The organism is Pseudomonas fluorescens (assembly GCF_900636825.1).
GTDB lineage: Bacteria > Pseudomonadota > Gammaproteobacteria > Pseudomonadales > Pseudomonadaceae > Aquipseudomonas > Aquipseudomonas fluorescens_BG.
In genome coordinates this window covers 1,051,907-1,070,653 of record NZ_LR134318.1, presented here as the reverse complement: position 1 = coordinate 1,070,653, position 18,747 = coordinate 1,051,907, and the positions used below count along the sequence as shown (strand labels likewise).

At 58.6% G+C, this 18,747-nt stretch carries 20 protein-coding genes; 11 read left to right on the top strand and 9 right to left on the bottom strand.

Features of this window, described 5'->3' with window-relative positions; genetic code table 11:
• Window positions 1-26: 26 nt before the first annotated feature.
• Together EL257_RS04840 and EL257_RS04835 are read right to left on the bottom strand one after the other, a co-directional pair.
• Window positions 27-1,394 (bottom strand): DUF1329 domain-containing protein, encoded by a 1,368-nt coding sequence (locus EL257_RS04840; protein ID WP_126360292.1) that lies wholly within the window; start codon window positions 1,392-1,394, stop codon window positions 27-29.
• Window positions 1,395-1,417: 23 nt separating this feature from the next.
• Window positions 1,418-3,211 carry a DUF1302 domain-containing protein gene (locus tag EL257_RS04835; protein WP_126360290.1) on the bottom strand — a complete coding sequence of 598 codons (1,794 nt, stop codon included), beginning with the start codon at window positions 3,209-3,211 and terminating at the stop codon, window positions 1,418-1,420.
• Between the two features lie 768 nt (window positions 3,212-3,979).
• On the opposite strand from EL257_RS04835, the gene EL257_RS04830 reads away from it, so the two are divergent.
• Window positions 3,980-4,789 (top strand): ATP-grasp domain-containing protein, encoded by an 810-nt coding sequence (locus tag EL257_RS04830; protein WP_126360288.1) that lies wholly within the window; start codon window positions 3,980-3,982, stop codon window positions 4,787-4,789.
• Window positions 4,790-4,953: 164 nt separating this feature from the next.
• On the opposite strand, the gene EL257_RS04825 is transcribed toward EL257_RS04830, so the two are convergent.
• The 4 genes from EL257_RS04825 to EL257_RS04810 form a co-directional block, all read right to left on the bottom strand.
• Window positions 4,954-5,865 (bottom strand): SDR family oxidoreductase, encoded by a 912-nt coding sequence (locus EL257_RS04825; protein WP_126360286.1) that lies wholly within the window; start codon window positions 5,863-5,865, stop codon window positions 4,954-4,956.
• Window positions 5,866-6,075: 210 nt separating this feature from the next.
• Window positions 6,076-6,978 carry an alpha/beta fold hydrolase gene (locus EL257_RS04820; protein ID WP_126360284.1) on the bottom strand — a complete coding sequence of 301 codons (903 nt, stop codon included), beginning with the start codon at window positions 6,976-6,978 and terminating at the stop codon, window positions 6,076-6,078.
• The gene (locus EL257_RS04815; RefSeq protein ID WP_126360282.1) at window positions 6,978-7,760 is read right to left on the bottom strand and encodes a class II aldolase/adducin family protein; all 783 of its coding nucleotides are present in this window, start codon (window positions 7,758-7,760) and stop codon (window positions 6,978-6,980) included. Before EL257_RS04815 ends, EL257_RS04820 begins: the two co-directional genes overlap by 1 nt.
• A gap of 138 nt (window positions 7,761-7,898) precedes the next feature.
• Window positions 7,899-8,354, bottom strand: coding sequence for a flavodoxin (locus tag EL257_RS04810; RefSeq protein WP_126360280.1), 456 nt, complete (start codon window positions 8,352-8,354; stop codon window positions 7,899-7,901).
• Window positions 8,355-8,509: 155 nt separating this feature from the next.
• Here EL257_RS04810 and EL257_RS04805 point away from each other — a divergent pair, with 155 nt between their 5' ends.
• Both EL257_RS04805 and EL257_RS04800 read left to right on the top strand, forming a co-directional pair.
• Window positions 8,510-8,968, top strand: a complete 459-nt coding sequence (locus EL257_RS04805; protein ID WP_126360278.1) for a PAS domain-containing protein — start codon at window positions 8,510-8,512, stop codon at window positions 8,966-8,968.
• Between the two features lie 72 nt (window positions 8,969-9,040).
• A complete protein-coding gene (locus EL257_RS04800) occupies window positions 9,041-9,646 on the top strand; it encodes a hypothetical protein (protein WP_126360276.1) in 606 nt (201 codons plus the stop codon).
• Window positions 9,647-9,649: 3 nt separating this feature from the next.
• Here EL257_RS04800 and EL257_RS04795 read toward each other — a convergent pair whose 3' ends face one another.
• Window positions 9,650-10,609 carry a MerR family transcriptional regulator gene (locus tag EL257_RS04795; RefSeq protein WP_126360274.1) on the bottom strand — a complete coding sequence of 320 codons (960 nt, stop codon included), beginning with the start codon at window positions 10,607-10,609 and terminating at the stop codon, window positions 9,650-9,652.
• A 210-nt stretch (window positions 10,610-10,819) separates the two neighbouring features.
• Here EL257_RS04795 and EL257_RS04790 point away from each other — a divergent pair, with 210 nt between their 5' ends.
• From EL257_RS04790 to EL257_RS04765, 6 genes are all read left to right on the top strand, one after another.
• On the top strand, window positions 10,820-11,386 hold the full coding sequence (locus EL257_RS04790) for an antibiotic biosynthesis monooxygenase (protein ID WP_126360272.1): 567 nt from the start codon (window positions 10,820-10,822) through the stop codon (window positions 11,384-11,386).
• A gap of 133 nt (window positions 11,387-11,519) precedes the next feature.
• Window positions 11,520-12,230 carry a dihydromonapterin reductase gene (gene folM, locus EL257_RS04785; RefSeq protein ID WP_126360270.1) on the top strand — a complete coding sequence of 237 codons (711 nt, stop codon included), beginning with the start codon at window positions 11,520-11,522 and terminating at the stop codon, window positions 12,228-12,230.
• Window positions 12,231-12,251: 21 nt separating this feature from the next.
• On the top strand, window positions 12,252-12,812 hold the full coding sequence (gene folE, locus EL257_RS04780; protein ID WP_126360268.1) for a GTP cyclohydrolase I FolE: 561 nt from the start codon (window positions 12,252-12,254) through the stop codon (window positions 12,810-12,812).
• Complete coding sequence (folX, locus tag EL257_RS04775; protein ID WP_126360266.1) at window positions 12,813-13,184, top strand: dihydroneopterin triphosphate 2'-epimerase; 372 nt, start codon at window positions 12,813-12,815, stop codon at window positions 13,182-13,184.
• 96 nt (window positions 13,185-13,280) lie between these two features.
• A complete protein-coding gene (locus EL257_RS04770; RefSeq protein ID WP_126360263.1) occupies window positions 13,281-13,577 on the top strand; it encodes a DUF1244 domain-containing protein in 297 nt (98 codons plus the stop codon).
• The gene (locus EL257_RS04765; RefSeq protein WP_126360261.1) at window positions 13,570-13,908 is read left to right on the top strand and encodes a HopJ type III effector protein; all 339 of its coding nucleotides are present in this window, start codon (window positions 13,570-13,572) and stop codon (window positions 13,906-13,908) included. Before EL257_RS04770 ends, EL257_RS04765 begins: the two co-directional genes overlap by 8 nt.
• A 238-nt stretch (window positions 13,909-14,146) precedes the next feature.
• Here EL257_RS04765 and trxB read toward each other — a convergent pair whose 3' ends face one another.
• Complete coding sequence (gene trxB / locus EL257_RS04760; protein ID WP_126360259.1) at window positions 14,147-15,109, bottom strand: thioredoxin-disulfide reductase; 963 nt, start codon at window positions 15,107-15,109, stop codon at window positions 14,147-14,149.
• A gap of 310 nt (window positions 15,110-15,419) precedes the next feature.
• Here trxB and cysZ point away from each other — a divergent pair, with 310 nt between their 5' ends.
• Together cysZ and EL257_RS04745 are read left to right on the top strand one after the other, a co-directional pair.
• The gene (cysZ, locus tag EL257_RS04750; protein ID WP_126360258.1) at window positions 15,420-16,172 is read left to right on the top strand and encodes a sulfate transporter CysZ; all 753 of its coding nucleotides are present in this window, start codon (window positions 15,420-15,422) and stop codon (window positions 16,170-16,172) included.
• Between the two features lie 64 nt (window positions 16,173-16,236).
• Window positions 16,237-17,412: a glycosyltransferase family 4 protein gene (locus tag EL257_RS04745; RefSeq protein WP_126360256.1), complete on the top strand. Its 1,176-nt coding sequence runs from the start codon at window positions 16,237-16,239 to the stop codon at window positions 17,410-17,412.
• Between the two features lie 135 nt (window positions 17,413-17,547).
• Here EL257_RS04745 and EL257_RS04740 read toward each other — a convergent pair whose 3' ends face one another.
• Window positions 17,548-18,651 (bottom strand): NADH:flavin oxidoreductase, encoded by a 1,104-nt coding sequence (locus EL257_RS04740; RefSeq protein WP_126360254.1) that lies wholly within the window; start codon window positions 18,649-18,651, stop codon window positions 17,548-17,550.
• Between the last annotated feature and the right edge of the window lie 96 nt (window positions 18,652-18,747).

Sequence of the window (18,747 nt, the reverse complement as noted above, 5' to 3'; positions counted from 1 at the left end):
CTTTTGTCCAGCCGATAGATCGAAACTTAACGAACGCCTTCCGTGCGCAGGGCCGACGGGGTGAAATCCGCCGCCTTGGCTTCGAAGCCGAATTCGAAGCTGCGCTTCTCTTCGTTTTTCATGCCAAGGGCAATGTAGCGGCCGGCGATGATGTCGTAGAGCGCCTCGAGCGTGTAAGCCTGCGCCTGGTGATCGTAGTAGAACTGCGCATGACCTTCGGCGACTCGCCATAATTGGCCGCGACCGTCGTAATGATCGGCCAGCGCCACTTGCCAGCTGTCCTCGTCGATGTACATGTGACGCTTGGCGTAAATATGCCGCTCGCTCGGCTTGACCGTGCCGATCACCTCCCACACGCGGTGCAGTTCGTATCGGGTCAGGTCCTGATTGATGTGCCCGGCCTTGACCACATCGTCGTACTTCAGGCTTGGCGAATCGAGTTTGTAGCTGTTGTACGGAATGTACATTTCCTTCTTGCCGACCAGTTTCCAGTCGTAGCGATCGGGCGCGCCGGAAAACATGTCGAAGTTGTCCGAGGTACGCAAGCCATCTGCGGCAGTGCCCGGCCCGTCATAGGCGACTTGCGGTGCGCGACGCACGCGGCGCTGGCCGGCGTTGTAGATCCAGGCCAGACGCGGCTCTTTGACCTGATCGAGGGTTTCGTGCACCAGCAGCACGTTACCGGCCAATCGCGCCGGGGCCGTTACCGATTGTTTGAAAAAGGTCAGCACATTGGCGGCTTTTTCCGGATCGATATCCTTCATCAGTTGCGGTACAGCGATCACCTCCTCAAAGCGGATCGGCGTATAGCTGCCGTTGGTTTGCGGAGTCACCTGGGTGATGGTGCGCTTGAGGTTGCCACCGTGATAGCGGGTGATGTGGTTCCACAGCACCTCGACGCCGTTCTTTGGAATCGGGAACGCGTAGTAGCGGTTGCCAGTGAAATTGGCCAAGCCATTACCATCATTGATCGACGTCACATTGAGCGCGCTGCGCTTGGCCGACTCGTAGATGTCCGCGGGTGCGCCTACCGTGCGATGGGTCGGATAGACCGGAATCCTGTAGGTTTCCGGGTAGCGCTTGAACATGGCGACCTGGCCGTCGGACAGCTTGTCCTTGTATTTGTCGACGTTGGCGGCGGTGATGGTAAATAACGGTTTTTCACTGGCGAACGGGTCGGCGAGAAAACCTTTGCTGTCCACCGCCCCGGCGTTTTTCGGCAGACCACCGGTCCAGGCCGGGATCGAGCCGTCAGCGTTGCCCGCCTTCTCCGCCCCGAGCGGAGTCAGGCTGGTGCCGAGCTTGTTGGCTTCGTCCGGCGACACCGCCGCCATCACATTGGCCGCCAGCAGACTCAGGGCCAGCACGCCACATTGCAGAATCGTTTTGCGCATTGCAGTCATCCTTCTCGAGCAGATCAGAAGTTCACGCCGAAGCTCAGGGCCACGAAGTCACGGTCTTCGAGGACGTTGTAGTCACCGCCGAAAAAGTCGGTGTAACTCAGGCTTGCGGTGTAGGTATTGCGATAGTCGGCATCGACGCCGACGCTGATCGCTTTCGCGCCTTCGTTGAACAGGCCGTTGGGGCCATAGCCGGCGACGTCGTGCGACCACGACAGATTGGGCTTGAGGTTGATCCCGCCGATCACATTGCCGTAATCGAGAATGGCCCGGGCGCGGTAGCCCCACGACGTGGAAGTGACAAAACCGTCGGTATCGCCGCCGAACCCATACTGGCCGTACACCGAATCGCGGCCGTAACGCAGCTGGCTGCGCGATTCCAGACCGCCGACGTGCACCACCGCCGCTTCGCCGACCACAGTCAGACGTTCTGCGCCCAACACCTGATCGAAGAAGTGCGTCAGAGTGCTTTGGATTTGCGTCACTTCTTTGCGGCGATAACCTTTGTTGTCGGCGCCCGGCGAAGTCGCCAGCGGCGATGCAGTACCGCCGGCAATCGGATTGACCAGCGCCAGCGTCAGGTCATTGGTGTTGACCTGTACCGGGGCGTTGGGGCGATAGCTGATTTCGCCGGTCCACGCGGTGCCGGTGGGCAGCGTCGTGGAGAAACTCGCCCCGTACAGGCGGATGTCTTCCGGATATTCCAGATAGTACTGGCCGCGTCCAAGCATCACGCTTTGCGCCAGCCCCGCACCGCTGCCGGGCGCCAGGCCGTTGGCGATACCGACCAGTCCCGGCAACGCCGCCAGCGTCGACAGGCCCGCCGTCGTGGTGCCGACCGTTGGCGTGCGGCTGTGGTAGTTCATGAAATAGAGCCCGTACTCGGTGTCGTCACCCAGCCAGCGCAACGCCGTGCCCCACTGCCCCGAATCACGCGCATCACGATCGCCGCCGCGCGGAATCACCACGCCTTCGCGCGTCACCTGGATGCCTTGGCCGAACGCGGTGGTCAGCGGCACCAGTGGCGCCACCGCCGGGCTGCCGACGGTGTAGCCGTTGTTGCAGCCGTCTGCCGCGACATCGACGCCGAAGAACGTGCCGCAGTTGTCGAGAACGGTCTGGTCCCATTCCAGTTGATAGAAACCTTCGACCGATAGTTTGTCCGTCAGGGTCTGCGAGCCGAACAGCATGTTTACCGGGATCAGACCTTCCTTGATCTCCGCGCCCGGGCGGCGGAACGCCGAAACGTCGATCGGGTTGATGCTGTTGATCGAGTTGCCGATGAAGGTACTTTCACCCCAGCTCACCACCTGCTTGCCCGCACGCACGGTGCCCGGCAGATCGGCGATGGCGTAGTTGTGATAAACGAAGGCATCGAGGATCTGCGCGCCGGAAGACTTTGCGCCTTCCTTGCGGCCGCTGTCGCTGATCTGTTTGAACTCACGGTCTTCGTCCTTGAGTTCGAAGTCATACCAGTACTTGCCGCGCACGAATACACCGGTATCGCCGTACTTGAGTTCGAGGTCGTGAATGCCTTTGAAAATTTTCGAAAACGTCTCGCCTTTCTTGAAGTTCAGACGTCCGTCATCGCCGGTCGAGGATTGCCCGGTGCCACTGTTGACCGTGCCGACCAGCGAATTGTCGGCATCGCGCAGGCCCCAACTGGCACCGACCGAAAGCGAGGAATCGAAGGTGCCTTCGATTTCGCCGATGTTGAAGGCAACCGCGTGCGCCTGAGCGCAGCAACCCAAAGCCACCGCAGCGGCCAGCGCCTGCGGTGTGAAGATGGCGCGCATTGTTGTTTTTGTCATGCGTCTTCCCCGGTGAGTGACAGAAGGCCCCACCCTACTGCCGTGCCAGCGGGTCGATAAGCGCACCAAGGAGGTATTCGTGTTGTCGCTCGAAAGGATGAATGCCCGCTCGGTACGGGGCCTGGCGCGATTCATGGATCGTCTGGATGGCACACCATCAACGTTACGCATGGTGCACATCAGTGCGCGGAACTGTTGCACGCCTCGTAACAGTGCATGTCCGGAATCGGGATGTTTCCTACGCATCCGAGCGCTTATTCTGAACGCGCTTTCCCGGCAGACGCCGTAAAGCGAGAAGCCGACTACGCTAAGACATTGAAGCGATTGGCGACAGATTTCAGAGGAATCGAAAGTCTCGGTTCGTCACCCCGGTGTTCACTGACGTTGATTTGTAGCTCCTTGATCCAACGTCTTACCTTGGCCGCTGCGTTTGCAGCGGCCTTTTTTATGGGCGTCGTTTTCTTAGCTTCCTTATCTCGACGAGGACAGTTTCCGCACCACCTGTAGGAAACCTCTCTCTTACCGTTCTTAGACAGACTATTCACCCGCGTTCGAGATTATTCATACAGCCACGTAAGTCTTTACTGGCGATCGATGCAGATATGTCCGTTCGAAAGCTGTTGTAAGTTAATCGCTGTGCAAATGACGCCAGACTGCAGCTGATACGAACCCCGGAACGAGACCTTGATACTGGATATCTGAAAGAACTTTTAGAAAGCCCTGACGCAGGTAAATTTGAGCCGCAACATCCCATCGATAGGACGCGATATGCACCTCCTCTATCCCAGTGACCCGTTTGACAAGAAACGTCCCGATGAACATTACGCTGTAGAGTTCGACGCAGTAGTGGCTGCGGGATTGCAGGCTGTGTTGTTCTCATTTGAAGATTTCGAAACAGGTTTGTTCAGGACGTCTGCGCCTGTCTCGCCCGGTGACGCGGTTTTGTACCGGGGGTGGATGCTGACACCCGACGCCTATGCTGCTTTGGTTGCCCACCTGCGCGACAAGGGTGCCGTTGAATTTACCAGCGCCACGCAATATCGACACTGTCATCACCTGCCAGAGTGGTATCCGTTGTTGGTGTCCTGCACGAGCGAAACGGTGGTGCTGCCCTGGGACGCAAATTTCAAACAGGCACTGGACGGTTTGCACTGGCCGGGCTACTTCATCAAGGACTACGTAAAGTCGCTCAATACGGGAGGAGGCAGTCTGGTAGACACGCCCGAATGCATAGGGCCGGTTGTTGAGGCTATGCGCCGATATCGTGGTCAGATTGAAGGCGGTATATGCGTCAGACGACGAGAGGAATATCTCGAAGATACCGAGCGTCGCTACTTTGTGCTTCTTGGGCAGACCTATGGGGTCAACGGTGAAGTACCCGATCTGGTTAACGAATGTTCACGACTAATCGACAGTCCCTTTTTCTCGATAGACGTAGCGCTCAGGTCTGACGGCGTATTACGTGTGATCGAGTTGGGTGATGGCCAGGTATCAGACCGCAAAGAGTGGTCTGCGGAGCACTTTGCCGAGATGCTGAGCCACGTTACGAGTATCCAACGCATAGAGTCCGACAAGTAAGGCAATGAGACTCTGCGAGCTTGGCATTTGCTTCCATCGATAAATTTTTTGGATGCGCCAATCCAGAGTCCGATCGCCATGGCCCGGATCTTATAACTGCGAACGGTAAGCGTAATAATGGAAAAGCCTCGCTGTATTCAAACGGCAGCGAGGCTTGAAGATCCTTAAACCGAATACTTCTGCAAATTCGCCATCATTTCCTTCAGCGCTTCAATATTGTCCTTCGGATGCGCCGCGCCTTCGAAATCACAGATCTGCTGCCAATGCGCCGCGACATCCTCGGGCGAGAAGCCTTCGCGCGGATCGAACCCGGCACCCAGGCTGCGTTCCCAGCGCACCTTGCCCATCCAGCCGCCACCGACCTCGAACAACCCGGATGTCTCCTGGCATTGCTCGCTGGCCAGATACACCACCAACGGGCTCACCAGTTCCGGTTTGAGTTGCTCGAACACTTGCGGCGGGATCAAGCCCTCGGTCATGCGCGTGCCGCCAGTCGGTGCGATGGCGTTGACGAAAATGTTGTTCTTGCGCCCTTCGATGGCCAGGGTGCGAGTCAGTCCGTAAAGGCCGAGCTTGGCCATGCCATAGTTGGACTGGCCGAAGTTGCCGTAGATGCCTGAGGTCGAAGCGGTGAAAATCACACGGCCGTAATTTTGCTCGCGCAGATGTGGCCATGCGGCGCGGGTGACTTTGTAGGCGCCTTCGACGTGGACGCGGTACACCAGATCCCAATCGGCGTCGTCCATTTTGTGAAACGTCTTGTCGCGCAGAATGCCTGCGTTGTTGACCACCACGTCGACACGGCCGAACGCATCGAGGGCGTTCTGCACCAGTTTGTCGCCATCGGTGACGGAGTCGTGATTGGCCTCGGCGATGCCACCCGCCTCGCGAATTTCTGCGACTACGCGGTCGGCAGCCGAGGCATTCGCGCCCTCGCCTTGAGTCGAGCCGCCGAGATCGTTGACCAACACTTTCGCGCCCTGCCTGGCAAACAGCAGTGCGTGCGCGCGTCCGAGGCCGCCACCCGCGCCAGTGACGATTACGACTTTATCTTCGAAACGCACAGACTCATTCATCGCAACAACTCCAGCAGGCCAGTATTGATCCCGAGTGTCAGGCACGCGGCTTTCGGTCACAACGAACACGGCTGAGGCTGAATGGTGTGCGATAAGGTTGGGGGATGATGCGTAAGTCAAAAGATCAAAAGATCAAAAGATCAAAAGATCGCAGCCTGCGGCAGCTCCTACAGGGATTGGTGCGGGGGCTGCGTTCTTTTGATCTTGATATCAGGAGCATGCCACTTTACGTGGCGGCAACACCTGGCATTCGCGAAACGCCAGATAATGCTTGAGCACCTGCACCGGCGCCTCAGTCTGCGGGTAGTGACCAATACCCGGCAACAGCACCGTGTCCGCGTCAGCGATCAACTCGCGATAACGCGCGACCATGTGCGCTCCCGAAATCGGGTCGACTTCCCCGTCGATCACCCGCAGTGGAATTTCGCCGCGCTGCATCGCTGCCACCCAACGGTCGCGTTGCACCCGGCGCTCGGGGATGTAGCTGATCAGCTTGTGCATGATTCGCTGCCCGCGATTGCTGTCGACAAGGCTCCAGAAGTCATCCATAGCGCTTTCGCTTGGCCGTGTCTGCGGACCGAAAATGTGGCGAAAGCTTTTCACCAGCGCATCGCGGGTGAACGCGCGACCGATCATCCAGCCCAACGGGCTCAGCAGTAATTTTTGCATCAGCAGCGGACGATGGGTTTCCGGGAACAGGCCACCGTTGAGAAATACGCAACTGGCGACATCAATCCGCGCCTCGTAATGCCGCGCGAGTAACTCCTGCGCGACGCTGTCACCGTAATCGTGGGCCAGGACGTGCACCGGCCGCTCGATTTGCAAATGCGCGAGCAGTGCCTGCTGCAAATCGGCCTGTTCCAGCAAGCTATAGGTGTGATCCACCGGCTTGGCCGAATCGCCAAAACCGAGCATGTCGCAGGCGATCACCCGATAACGCTGGGCCAGCGGTTGCCAGAGGTAATGCCAGTCCCAACTGGCTGTCGGGAAACCATGGATCAGCAGCAGCGGCTCACCCTGCCCTGCCGTCCAGTAACGGATCGGCTGCCCACGGAAGACAAACGTCCGGCTGCGCTTGCGCCAGACACACAACGGGATCTCGGCAAGAGGCATCAGAGTTTATATCCGGGGTCTTGTTTATCGAGTTTGCGCAGCAACGCTGGCCAGGCCAGCGTGCCACCCATGCCTTGGGCACTTTTGGTGACGCCGGCGATCATCGCCTTGGCGCCAGCCAGAATGTGCGGTTCGACAGCGATCAGCTCTGCACCGCCGGTTTGCGCCATGACCTGAATGTCACAGGCGCGCTGGAAGGTGAACATCATGAGAAAGGTGTCAGCGATGGTGCCGCCACAGGTCAGCAGACCGTGGTTGTGCAGCATGAGGAAGTTGTTGTCGCCGAGATCGGCTTGCAAACGCGCCTTTTCTTCATGATTGAGCGCAACACCTTCATAGGCGTGATAAGCCAGACTCGACAGCACGAACAGCGACTGCTGGCTGATCGGTAACACGCCCTGTTTTTGCGCCGACACCGCAACACCGGAAGCGGTATGCGTATGCAGCACGCAAACCACATCGTGCCGCACTTCATGTACGGCGCTGTGGATGGTGTAGCCGGCGGGGTTGATTTCGTACGGGCTGTCCATGAGCTTATGGCCGGCCTGATCGACCTTGACCAGGCTTGAGGCGGTGATCTCATGGAACATCAGCCCAAACGGATTGATCAGGAAATCTTCAGTGCCCGGCACCTTGGCGGAAATATGGGTAAAAATCAGATCGTCCCAGCCATGCAGCGCAACCAGACGATAACAAGCGGCGAGGTCGACACGGGTCTGCCATTCCGCAGCGCTGACCTGGTCTTTGACATTAAGGGACGATTGGACGGGGGCTACGCTCACTGTATGCACCTCTGCGTTCTTATTGTTCTGCACGTGACCAGTCTAGTCACGCGCAGCCCATCGCGTAGTTGCATTCGCAGCCAGCTTGATGACTGACCGGGTCAGCCGAGCAGACAGCCTGGATCCACGTTCGGCCGATCAGCTCTTCAGTGCATCGATCAGCTGCGCCAGCCACGGCTCGGCGTCGGTTTCCGGGGTGACGCTTTCGCTGGCATCGATGCGCAGCATTTCCAGCACTTCGCGCACACCGAGTTCGCCGAACAACTCGCGTATCTGCTCACCGCCGCCGCAAAAAGTGTCGCCGTAGCTGGCGTCGCCCAACGCAATGACCGCCCCCAGCAAACCGCGCCATGCCGCGGGCAACTGGTCGCGCAGGGTCGAATACAGCGGTTGCAGGTTGTCCGGCAATTCGCCCATGCCGGTGGTCGAGGTCACGGCCAGCAACGCTTCAGGGCCGAAAGCCTGAAGGTCGGCGAGGCTGGCGCGGGAGTTGTAGAAGGTTTCAAAGCCAGCGGCTTGCAACAGATTCTGGGCGTGACGGGCGACTTCTTCGGCGGTGCCGTAGACCGAACCGGAGAGGATGGCGACTTTCATCAATCTGATCCTGAAACTGAAAAAATGAACGGCGATAGTAGCAGCCCGAGCCGCAGTGCTGCGATTGGATCTCATCTTCGGATAATGGCCAGTAGACAGCGCCTATGGTTTAACTAGAATGCGAGCCTACCGCCCCAATCTGAACAGACTGACAGATGATCAATGCCAACCTGCTGCAAATGGTGATCAATGCATCGAACGACGGAATAGTTGTTGCGGAAAAGGAAGGCGATCGCGACTCCATCCTGCTTTACGTCAACCCCGCGTTCGAACGGCTGACGGGTTACAGCAGTGAAGAAATTCTTTATCAGGATTGCCGCTTTCTGCAGGCGGGAGACCGGGATCAGGCGGCTCTGCAGCGCATACGTCATGTGCTGCAAAGCAACGGATCGTGCCGGGAAATCCTGCGCAACTACCGCAAGGACGGTACGCCGTTCTGGAACGAACTGTCGCTTTCGACGGTGGAGAACGATGCTGACGGCATGACGTATTACATCGGTGTACAGAAGGATGTGTCCGCTCAGGTCAAAGCACAGCAGCGAATTTCGCAGCTCGAGGCGCAGGTCGCAGCGCTGCAAGCCGAGCTGGCAAAACTTAAAGCGACGGACGGTTAAAACAAAACAGCGAACCGATTGTCATTAACTACAATCACCAATGACTTTGTAACTATTTCTTTTGAGTTAGCCATGCAGCGCGACGCCCTCCTCACTCAGGATGAGCTGGATTTTATCCAGACCATGCAGCACAACCCGCAACTGAACGTGCGGGATGCAACGTCGAGTCTGCTGGTCAACGGCGGTTCGCAGATCCGTGATTTGCTCACGCGCCTCGCCGCTCACGAGCAAGTGACCATTCAGGCCAATTTCGAAAACCAGCAGATGACTTTTCCGCTGCACCTGGTGGAAGACGAGTTTCATGCGCTGCATTTGCGCCTTGGGGTCCCGAGCATTTACGAAGATGGCCCGATGGTGCGGCCATGGCGCCTGGTGCTCGAAGAGCCGGTGGCGCTGGAAAATGCCAAGGGCCAGCCCGGCGTAATGTGGGTTCACGAGGTTTCGCACAAAGGCGTCTTGCTGGAAATGCGCAACAAGACCAAACCGCCAAAACATTTCGCGTTGTGGTTCAGCCCTTCGGGCTATGAGCGGATTTCATTGCGCGGAAATTTCGAGCGCGAGACCGAGCAGGGTTTTTACGCCTACGAACTCAGCCAGACCGATGTCGATGAGACCGAACGCCTGCGTCAGTTCATTCTGCAACAACATCGCCTGACCCATCCTGCCCTGCATACCTGATCGTCAGGTATCCAGTTTGCCAGAGAGAAACTGCATCAGGCGTTGGCGCATCGTCGTCCCTTCATTGCCGATGCATCCGATCGGGCCGTCCGCCAGACTCTCTTGTGCCAGATCGGCCGCGTCCCCCGCCAATAGCAGCTGACAATCGAGACTCAACGCCAGCCGCTGCAAACGACGTGGCAAATCTGCGCTCGGTGCGTGGTTGGAAAACAGTACCAATGCCTCAGGCCTGGTCTTCTCGCAAATCAATGTCAATTCGTCGAACGGCTGCCCCGTCGTCAGCACACGGACGCCCGAATCGCTGCTGCTCAAGAACAGCGCCGCCACCAACAGTTCCAGCTCGCGGCACTGGCCGGCCAATGCGCTGACCACGACTCTACGCGGCTGCGCCCCGCGCAACGCGACAATCCGTTGCAGTACGCGTGCGCGCAGAAAGCCATCAAAAAACAACCATTCACTGGTCTGCCCGAAAGCGTCCTGACGCTGCAGCAATGCTCGCCAGAGCGGCATCAGAATGTCCTGAAACACCACGGCCAGTGAATAAGAAGAAAATATCTGGGCATAGACTCGATCCAGTTCCTGATCGTCGAATGAACTGATAGCGCGCTGAACCTGATGCTGCCATTGCTGGTAATCGGCCTGCACCAGATCGTCGGAGATGATGTGGGCCAGGGCTTTCAACGGTTCGGTCCGGGCGAGAATCCTGCCGATCTTGCTCACCGCCACGCCGCGGTCGATCCATTCGACAATGTTGCGGACGCGCTCGATATCGGCCATCGAATACAGCCGATGCCCACTTACGGTGCGCGTTGGCTGAATCAATCCGTAGCGGCGCTCCCAAGCGCGCAACGTTACCGGATTGATACCCGTCAACCGCGCGACTTCGCGTATCGGAAACAGCTCTTCACGCTCGAGCGAGAAAGCGACCTGCGGAACAAGGAGAGCATCAGTCGTGGCAGGCATCGCGGGATAACTTCCTTGCTGGATAATTGGATCCATTTTAACCCCGATGACCCATTGGAGTTCAAGGGGGGATCTTGCGACGAAAGCCTATGGTTTATTCACGAAATTCAGGAATAATCCTTGCTTGGTGAAAAACGCAGGCCACTACCCCGGCCGGCGTCAGGCGAAATTCCTACCCGGAATAACGCGTTCGTAATGCGGAGATACACAATGTCTACTTCCCCCGTCACGTTGATGGTCGCACGCCGTGTGGCTGAAGGTCGTTATCAGGATCTGATTGCCTGGTTGCGCGAAGGCGAACAACTGGCCACCGACTTTCCCGGTTATCTCGGCTCCGGCGTACTCGCGCCGCCGCCCGGCGATGATGAATTCCAGATCATTTTCCGCTTTGTCGATGAGCAGACTTTGCATGCGTGGGAGCATTCGGCTTCACGCACGGCGTGGCTGAGTCGTGGCAGCGATCTGTTTGCGCACCCGAAAGAGCATCGCGTCAGTGGCATCGAGGGCTGGTTCGGCGCTGCCGGGCAACGTCCACCGCGCTGGAAGCAGGCGGTGGCGATCTGGTTGGCATTTTTTCCGGTATCGCTGTTGTTCAACTTCGTTTCAGGCCCGTTGCTCGCTGAAATGGCGCTGTTGCCACGTGTATTGATCAGCACGGCGTGCCTTACACCCTTGATGGTTTATTTCTTTATTCCACTGTCGACGCGGCTGTTGGCGAACTGGTTGAACAGCACGCCAGTGCGCCTGCCTGTTTCGGCGACACCTCAGAAACATTAAAGATCGCAGCCTCGTTGCACTCGTCAGCTCCTACAGGACTGAACACAGACCAGGGTAGGAGCTGCCGCAGGCTGCGATCTTTTCAGGCTCGTCGCTGTTATAGTTTTTGCTCTCACCGCGACGCGAGCCGTTCATGTCCAATTCTGCAGCTCCGATCCTCATCACCGGCGCCGGCCAGCGTGTCGGTCTGCATTGCGCCCAGCGTTTGCTCAACGATGGTCATCGCCTGATTTTCACCTATCGCACTGAACGCCCAGGCGTGCAGACACTGCGCGATCTCGGCGCTCTCGGCCTGTTCGCCGATTTCTCCAGCGAAGCCGGGATTCTCGCCTTCATTACTGAGCTGAAAACCCATACCGACAGTTTGCGTGCCATTGTCCACAATGCTTCCGAATGGCTGGCAGAAACGCCGGAGCAGCAAGCCGAGGCGTTCAGTCGCCTGTTCACTGTGCATATGCTTGCGCCATACCTGATCAACCTGCACTGCGCCGATCTATTGCGCGGCTCCACCCCCGCCGACATCATCCATATCAGCGACGACGTCACCCGCAAGGGCAGCAGCAAACACATCGGCTATTGTGCGACCAAGGCCGGACTCGACAGCCTGACGCTGTCTTTCGCCGCCCGTTACGCACCGGCAATCAAGGTCAACGGCATCGCCCCGGCCCTGCTATTGTTCAATGCCGACGACGACGCAGCGTACCGCGCCAAGGCCCTGGCCAAATCCGCGCTGGGCTTCGAACCGGGCAGCGAAGTGATTTATCAGAGCCTGCGCTATCTGCTCGACAACCCCTATGTCACCGGCACCACCCTGACCGTCAACGGAGGACGGCACCTCAAATAACGCCTGCCCGCGAGGATGTCCATGACCCGCTCACTGCCTGAGAATTACCGCGACATCCTCATTGGCCTCGGTGAAGATCCTGACCGCGAAGGCTTGCGCGACACTCCGGTGCGTGCCGCCAAGGCCATGCAATACCTGTGTCGCGGCTACGAACAGAGCGTCGACGAGATCGTTAACGGCGCGTTGTTTGCCTCGGACAACGACGAGATGATCATCGTCGCCGACATCGAGTTGTATTCTTTGTGCGAACATCACCTGCTGCCCTTCATCGGCAAAGGCCATGTGGCTTATATTCCGACGGGGAAGGTGTTGGGGTTGTCGAAAATCGCGCGGCTGGTGGACATGTTCGCCCGTCGTTTGCAGATTCAGGAAAACCTCACGCGGCAGATCGCCGACGCGGTACAACAGGTCACCGCTGCCGCCGGCGTCGCCGTGGTCATCGAGGCACGACACATGTGCATGATGATGCGCGGCGTGGAAAAACAGAATTCGACCATGAACACCTCGGTCATGCTCGGCGCCTTTCGCGAGTCGAGCAACACCCGTCAGGAGTTCCTGCAATTGATTGGACGGAGCAAGTAAATGTCACAACTTCAACCGGGAATGGCGCGCATCCGGGTCAAGGATCTGCGCTTGCGCACCTTTATCGGGATCAACGAGGACGAGATCCTCAATAAGCAGGACGTGTTGATCAACCTGACCATCCTGTATGCCGCGCAGGAAGCGGTGCGTGACAACGATATCGATCACGCGCTCAATTACCGCACGATCACCAAGGCGATCATCGCCCACGTCGAAGGCAATCGCTTCGCGCTGCTCGAACGTTTGACCCAGGAACTGCTGGATCTGGTGATGACCAACGAATCGGTGCTGTATGCCGAAGTAGAAGTCGATAAACCGCACGCGCTGCGCTTTGCCGAGTCGGTATCGATTACGCTTGCAGCGAGCCGCTAGCTTCAAGCTTCAAGCGGCAAGCTGTAAACTTCGTATCACCGCCACCCATCTTGCAGCTTGAAGCTCGCCGCTCAGAGCTGTCTCGCAGAGACTCCCATGACTGATCAACAACGCCTCGAACTCGAAGCCGCCGCTTTTCGTCGGCTGGTCGCCCATCTGGACAGCCGCAAGGATGTGCAGAACATTGACCTGATGAACCTCGCGGGGTTTTGTCGCAACTGTCTGTCGAAGTGGTACAAGGCCGAAGCGGACGCACGCCAGATCGACGTCAGCCTGGACGACGCCCGTGAAGTGGTTTACGGCATGCCTTACGCCGAGTGGAAAGCCCAATTTCAGCAAGAAGCCAGCGCTGACCAACAAGCAGCCTTCGCCAAAGGAAAAACCCATGAGTGATCTGAACACTTTGCGCGCCAGCCTGAAAAGCGGTGAACACGCTTTCGCCGACACCCTGGCGTTCATTGCCGCCGGCTACGATTATCAGCCGCAAGCTTTCAACAATGGCGGCGTGGAGAATGCCGCCGGGCAGAACGAAGGTTCGTGCAAGACTCTGGGCCTGGCGCTGCTGGAAGGTCTGAGCGATGACGAAGCGCTACTGGCGTTCGGTGAGCACTACCGCGCGGTGGTTGCGACGCCTGAGGGCAGCGATCACGGCAATATCCGTGCGCTGATCAAGCATGGCCTGGCCGGTGTGAAGTTCACCGCCCAACCGCTGACCCGCCGCTGATTCAAGATCAAAAGATCGCAGCCTTCGGCAGCTCCTACCCTGATCTGATCGTTCCCACGCTCCGCGTGGGAATGCAGCCGGGGACGCTCCGCGTCCCAACGGGCGCAGAGCGTCCAGATGAGGCATTCCCACGCAGAGCGTGGGAACGATCAAACCCTTGTAGGAGCTGCCGCAGGCTGCGATCTTTTGATTTGCAAAAAAAACCGGCCAATCTGGCCGGTTTTTTTGTGTCTGCGATTTAGAACGAAGCGTTCTGCAGACCATCCAGGTAACGCTCGGTGTCCAGTGCCGCCATGCAGCCGGCGCCGGCCGAGGTGATGGCTTGACGGTAAACGTGGTCAGCCACGTCACCGGCGGCGAAGATGCCTTCAACGCTGGTCGCGGTGGCGTTGCCTTCACGACCGCCGTGTACCACCAGGTAACCGTCTTTGAGGGTCAACTGGCCTTCGAACAGCGAAGTGTTCGGGGTGTGGCCGATGGCGATGAACACACCGTCGACTTTGATTTCGTCGAAGCTGCCATCGTTGTTGCGCAAGCGCGCACCGGTCACGCCCATGTTGTCGCCCAGGACTTCGTCGAGGTTGGCGTTCAACTTGAGGATGATCTTGCCTTCGGCTACACGGGCGTTGAGCTTGTCGATCAGGATCTTCTCGGCGCGGAAGGTTTCGCGGCGGTGGATCAGGGTCACGGTGCTGGCGATGTTCGCCAGGTACAGCGCTTCTTCGACGGCGGTGTTGCCACCGCCAACCACGGCGACTGGTTTGTTACGGTAGAAGAAACCGTCGCAAGTGGCGCAGGCCGACACGCCTTTGCCCATGAACGCTTCTTCCGAAGGCAGGCCAAGGTAGCGAGCGCTGGCGCCGGTGGCGATGATCAGCGCGTCACAGGTGTACACGGCGCTGTCGCCGGTCAGGGTGTACGGCTTGGCCGCGAAGTCCACAGCGTTGATGTGGTCGAAGACGATTTCGGTTTCAAAGCGCTCGGCGTGCTCGCGCATCCGCTCCATCAGCACTGGACCGGTCAGGCCGTGCACGTCGCCCGGCCAGTTGTCGACTTCGGTGGTGGTGGTCAGCTGACCGCCAGCCTGCATGCCGGTGATCAGCAGTGGCTTGAGGTTGGCACGGGCCGCATATACCGCAGCGCTGTAACCGGCAGGGCCGGAACCGAGAATAATCACTCGCGAATGACGGACTTCAGACATGACCTGCTCCTGTTGACCGGGCCGAAAAACGGGCTCGGATCGCCGGACTGCCGGCGGGAATAAAAAAGGACCGTGGAAACCTTGGGGAAGGCTTGAACTCGACAGTCCTGTAAAAAGTTGGGTGCAGCGTATCGAGGGGGGCAAGATTAAGGAAATACGGTTTAACAATCCAGCTCATAGGTGGCTTCTATGCCCAGACACTGACGAGCTGGACGTCTTTGTTACAGTGAATGTCGATCGCTCTGCTGCGCTTTCGCCGCCGTGGCAAAGTCGGTAAGGTCGGCGCGTTTTCCCTTGTTCGGAGCACCTTATGCCCGCCCCTGTTCTGTCCGGCCCGCAATACCTGCGTGAAGGTCTCAAACTGGTCTTGAGTCCCGGCCTGCGCCTGTTCGTGTTGCTGCCGCTGGCGATCAACCTGGTGCTGTTCGTCGGTTTGATCTATCTGGCCGGCTACCAGTTCAGCCTGTGGGTCGATACCCTGATGCCATCGCTGCCTGAATGGCTGAGTTTCCTGAGTTACATCCTCTGGCCATTATTCGTGGTGCTAGTGGCGCTGATGGTGTTTTTTACCTTCACCCTGCTCGCCAATGTCATCGCCGCGCCGTTCAACGGTTTCCTCGCGGAAAAAGTCGAGGTGGTGGTGCGTGGCACGGATGACTTCCCGGCCTTCAGCTGGGGCGAATTGATCGCAATGGTTCCGCGTACTTTTGCCCGGGAAATGCGCAAGCTGGGCTACTTCCTGCCCCGTGCCATCGGTTTGTTTATCCTCTCGTTCATCCCGGTAGTGAATATCGTCGCCGCGCCGCTGTGGCTTTTGTTCGGCGTGTGGATGATGGCGATCCAGTACATCGACTACCCGGCGGACAACCACAAACTCGGCTGGAACGAGATGCTCGCCTGGTTGCGTCAAAAGCGCTGGCAGAGCATGAGTTTTGGCGGGATCGTCTATCTGGTGCTGCTGATTCCGGTGGTCAACATCCTGATGATGCCGGCTGCGGTGGCCGGGGCGACGTTATTCTGGGTACGTGAGCGTGGCGCCGAGAACCTGTTGATCGAGCGCTGAGCGCGTCACAAATCCATCATCCGAGCGTCATAACGACGACACGGCCTCAGTCGACACTGAGGCCATGACGACAGCTCTGCGCATCACCCTCATCAGCGAAACCTTCCCACCGGAAATCAACGGCGTGGCCAACACCCTTGGCCGCTTGTGCGATGGCTTGCGCGCGCGCGGGCATGAAGTGGATCTGGTGCGCCCGCGTCAGGCGATTGATCCGCAGCGCAGTGAAGATGACGCCGTGTTGCTGTGTCGTGGCTGGCCGTTGCCGGGGTATCCGGGGCTGCAATGGGGGCAGTCGTCAATGCACAAACTGCTGCGCCGCTGGAAACGCCAGCGTCCCGATGTACTGTACATCGCCACCGAAGGGCCGCTGGGGTTGTCGGCGTTACGCGCAGCGCGGCGCTTGAAAATTGCCGTGGTGAGCGGCTTTCATACCAACTTTCAGCAATACACCAGTCAGTACGGTTTCGGCCTGCTGACGCGGATGCTCACCCATTACTTGCGCTGGTTTCACAACCGCTCGGCGATGACCCTCGTGCCCAGCCTCAGCCAGCACCTGGAGCTGGAACGGCGGCATTTCGAGCGGCTGGCGTTGTTGTCGCGCGGAGTGGACAGCCAATTGTTTCACCCAAGCAAACGGCTGAGTGCACTGCGCGAGCAATGGGGTTTGAGCGAGCGCGACATTGCCGTGATTCACGTAGGACGCCTCGCACCGGAGAAAAATCTGCCCTTGCTCAAGCGCAGCTTTGAAACGCTGCGCAGCACTTATCCACAGCGCAATCTGAAACTGATCGTGGTCGGCGACGGGCCGCAACGGCTGGCGCTGGAAAAGGAAATGCCTGAAGCGATTTTCTGCGGCGCCCAGCGGGGCGAGACGTTAGCCGCGCATTATGCGTCCGGTGATCTGTTTCTGTTCCCAAGCATGACTGAGACGTTCGGCAATGTGGTGCTGGAGGCGTTGGCTTCCGGGCTGGGCGTGGTGGCTTACGATCAGGCAGCGGCGGCGCAGCACATTCGCCACGGCTACAGCGGCGTGTTGGCGATGCCGGGTGATGAACAGGCGTTCTGCGAGGCGGCGGTGTGGTTATTGGAAGAGGATGAAAGATTACGCTGTGTGCGGCTGAATGCGCGGCAACACGCGAGTCGCCAGGGATGGGCGGCGGTTATCGAGCAGTTTGAGAGCCATTTGCGTGGGGCTTGTGTGGGGGAGTTGGTTGTCCCGAATGCGCAGACATTACCTTGAACAATTGCTGACTTTGAAGCCGCCATCGCTGGCAAGCCAGCTCCCACGGTGATCTGCGGTGAACACAGCTTTTGTGAACACCAGAGAAACCTGTGGGAGCTGGCTTGCCAGCGATAGCGTCCGCGAGTACTACATTTAAACCAGCGTCATCAACGCCTCACGGCTGAACGGCAGAATATCCTGCTCTCGCCCCTCGCGGACTTTCTGCGCCCAGTCCGGATCGACCAATAGTGCACGGCCCACGGCCACGAGATCGAACTCCTCTTTATTCAGGCGCTCCAGCAGGTTTTCCAGACTGGCCGGCTGGGCAACCTTGTCGGTGTTGACCATGAACTGCAGGAACTCGCCGTCGAGGCCCACGCTACCAACGGTGATGGTCGGCTTGCCAGTCAGCTTGCGCGTCCAGCCGGCCAGGTTCAGCTCAGAGCCGTCGAATTCCGGCTCCCAGAAACGCCGCGTCGAGCAGTGGAAAATATCCACGCCGGCGTCCGATAGCGGCTTGAGAAACTCACCCAGCGCTTCGGGGGTTTGCACCAAGCGTGCGGTGTAATCCTGCTGCTTCCATTGCGAGAACCGGAAGATGATCGGGAAACCTTCGCCGACCGCCGCGCGCACCGCTTGAATCAATTCGATGGCGAAACGCGAACGATTGGCCAGGCTACCGCCGTATTCGTCGGTGCGCTGGTTGCTGCCTTCCCAGAAGAACTGGTCGACCAGATAACCGTGGGCGCCGTGGATTTCCACGCCATCCATGCCGATGCTCTGCGCGTCCTTCGCAGCCTGGGCGAACGCGGCGATTACATCCTGAATGTCCTGTTTGGTCATGCCGTGAACCACGACCTGACCGTCCTTGAGTTTTTCCGACGGCCCATAACCCGGCACGCTGGCGTCCGGCTCGGTGCCGATGCGGCGGACGCTGCCGACGTGCCACAGTTGCGGGACGATCTTGCCGCCTTCGGCGTGTACGGCGTCGACGACTTTCTTCCAGCCGGCCAGTGGCGCGTCACCGAAAAATTGCGGCACGTTCGGGTAACCGTTGGAGGCAATATGATCGACAGTGGTGCCTTCGGTGATGATCAAACCAACGCCCGCGGCCGCGCGACGGCGGTAGTATTCGATGACTTTGGAATTGGGCACGCCGCCTGGGGAGAACGAGCGGGTCATTGGCGCCATGACCACACGGGTCGGCAATTCGAGGGAACCGAGGTGGAACGGTTTGAACAAGGCTTGAACGGGCATCGAGAGGCTCCACAGAGATGACTTTATGACGACGATAATATGGAGGCGCGAGCCCTTTGAACAGCACTATTGATTTGGGTGATTGAGGATTAAAAG